This window comes from Bacillus sp. JUb11, from assembly GCF_024807925.1.
Classification (GTDB): Bacteria; Bacillota; Bacilli; order Bacillales; family Bacillaceae; genus Bacillus; species Bacillus altitudinis.
Map to the genome: position 1 here is coordinate 1 of NZ_JANUEZ010000019.1, position 3,071 is coordinate 3,071.

The 3,071-nt window shown below is 52.3% G+C and carries 1 rRNA gene; it reads right to left on the minus strand.

Annotation, left to right across the window (positions count from 1 at the left end):
* Positions 1-45: 45 nt before the first annotated feature.
* Positions 46-2,976: ribosomal RNA gene (locus tag M2369_RS19300) — 23S ribosomal RNA — on the minus strand.
* Positions 2,977-3,071: the final 95 nt, after the last annotated feature.

Here is a 3,071-nt window from a genome sequence, read left to right on the forward strand (position 1 = left end):
TTCTCTCAAAACTAGATAACAATGTTCATTTTTCACATTAGAATATAGGTTAAGTCCTCGATCTATTAGTATCTGTCAGCTCCACGTGTCACCACGCTTCCACCTCAGACCTATCAACCTGATCATCTTTCAGGGATCTTACTTCCTTGCGGAATGGGAAATCTCATCTTGAGGGGGGCTTCATGCTTAGATGCTTTCAGCACTTATCCCGTCCGCACATAGCTACCCAGCGATGCCCTTGGCAGAACAACTGGTACACCAGCGGTGCGTCCATCCCGGTCCTCTCGTACTAAGGACAGCTCCTCTCAAATTTCCTGCGCCCGCGACGGATAGGGACCGAACTGTCTCACGACGTTCTGAACCCAGCTCGCGTACCGCTTTAATGGGCGAACAGCCCAACCCTTGGGACCGACTACAGCCCCAGGATGCGATGAGCCGACATCGAGGTGCCAAACCTCCCCGTCGATGTGGACTCTTGGGGGAGATAAGCCTGTTATCCCCGGGGTAGCTTTTATCCGTTGAGCGATGGCCCTTCCATGCGGAACCACCGGATCACTAAGCCCGACTTTCGTCCCTGCTCGACTTGTAGGTCTCGCAGTCAAGCTCCCTTGTGCCTTTACACTCTGCGAATGATTTCCAACCATTCTGAGGGAACCTTTGGGCGCCTCCGTTACATTTTAGGAGGCGACCGCCCCAGTCAAACTGCCCACCTGACACTGTCTCCCTGCCCGATAAGGGCAGCGGGTTAGAAGGTCAATACAGCCAGGGTAGTATCCCACCGATGCCTCCACCGAAGCTAGCGCTCCGGTTTCCAAGGCTCCTACCTATCCTGTACAAGCTGTACCAACATTCAATATCAGGCTGCAGTAAAGCTCCACGGGGTCTTTCCGTCCTGTCGCGGGTAACCTGCATCTTCACAGGTACTATAATTTCACCGAGTCTCTCGTTGAGACAGTGCCCAGATCGTTGCGCCTTTCGTGCGGGTCGGAACTTACCCGACAAGGAATTTCGCTACCTTAGGACCGTTATAGTTACGGCCGCCGTTTACTGGGGCTTCAATTCGCACCTTCGCTTACGCTAAGCGCTCCTCTTAACCTTCCAGCACCGGGCAGGCGTCAGCCCCTATACTTCGCCTTACGGCTTCGCAGAGACCTGTGTTTTTGCTAAACAGTCGCCTGGGCCTATTCACTGCGGCTTCTCGGGGCTTTAACACCCTAAGAAGCACCCCTTCTCCCGAAGTTACGGGGTCATTTTGCCGAGTTCCTTAACGAGAGTTCTCTCGATCACCTTAGGATTCTCTCCTCGCCTACCTGTGTCGGTTTGCGGTACGGGCACCTCTCACCTCGCTAGAGGCTTTTCTTGGCAGTGTGGAATCAGGAACTTCGCTACTAAATTTCGCTCGCCATCACAGCTCAGCCTTCACGGGAAACGGATTTGCCTATTTCCCAGCCTAACTGCTTGGACGCGGATATCCAATACCGCGCTTACCCTATCCTCCTGCGTCCCCCCATTGCTCAAATGGTGAGGAGGTGGTACAGGAATATCAACCTGTTGTCCATCGCCTACGCCTTTCGGCCTCGGCTTAGGTCCCGACTAACCCTGAGCGGACGAGCCTTCCTCAGGAAACCTTAGGCATTCGGTGGACGGGATTCTCACCCGTCTTTCGCTACTCATACCGGCATTCTCACTTCTAAGCGCTCCACCAGTCCTTCCGGTCTGACTTCACTGCACTTAGAACGCTCTCCTACCACTGTTCGTAAGAACAGTCCGCAGCTTCGGTGATACGTTTAGCCCCGGTACATTTTCGGCGCAGAGTCACTCGACCAGTGAGCTATTACGCACTCTTTAAATGGTGGCTGCTTCTAAGCCAACATCCTGGTTGTCTAAGCAACTCCACATCCTTTTCCACTTAACGTATACTTTGGGACCTTAGCTGGCGGTCTGGGCTGTTTCCCTTTCGACTACGGATCTTATCACTCGCAGTCTGACTCCCAAGGATAAGTCATCGGCATTCGGAGTTTGACTGAATTCGGTAACCCGGTAGGGGCCCCTAGTCCAATCAGTGCTCTACCTCCGAGACTCTTACCTTGAGGCTAGCCCTAAAGCTATTTCGGAGAGAACCAGCTATCTCCAGGTTCGATTGGCATTTCACCCCTACCCACACCTCATCCCCGCACTTTTCAACGTGCGTGGGTTCGGGCCTCCATTCAGTGTTACCTGAACTTCACCCTGGACATGGGTAGATCACCTGGTTTCGGGTCTACGACCACGTACTCATGCGCCCTATTCAGACTCGCTTTCGCTGCGGCTCCGCATCTTCTGCTTAACCTTGCACGGGATCGTAACTCGCCGGTTCATTCTACAAAAGGCACGCCATCACCCGTTAACGGGCTCTGACTACTTGTAGGCACACGGTTTCAGGATCTATTTCACTCCCCTTCCGGGGTGCTTTTCACCTTTCCCTCACGGTACTGGTTCACTATCGGTCACTAGGGAGTATTTAGCCTTGGGAGATGGTCCTCCCGGATTCCGACGGAATTTCACGTGTTCCGCCGTACTCAGGATCCACTCTGGAGAGAACAACATTTCAGTTACAGGGCTGTTACCTTCTTTGGCGGGCCTTTCCAGACCTCTTCGCTTATATCGTTCCTTTGTAACTCCGTATAGAGTGTCCTACAACCCCAAGAGGCAAGCCTCTTGGTTTGGGCTGTTCCCGTTTCGCTCGCCGCTACTCAGGGAATCGCATTTGCTTTCTCTTCCTCCGGGTACTTAGATGTTTCAGTTCCCCGGGTATGCCTTCTCATACTCTATGTATTCAAGTATGGATACTACTCCATTACGAGCAGTGGGTTTCCCCATTCGGAAATCTCCGGATCAAAGCTTGCTTACAGCTCCCCGAAGCATATCGGTGTTCGTCCCGTCCTTCATCGGCTCCTAGTGCCAAGGCATCCACCGTGCGCCCTTTCTAACTTAACCATTTCTTACTTTAGAAAGAATCACTATGTGTGATGAACTTTGCATTGCATTCAATGTGAATGTATTACTTATTGTTATCTAGTTTTCAAAGAACA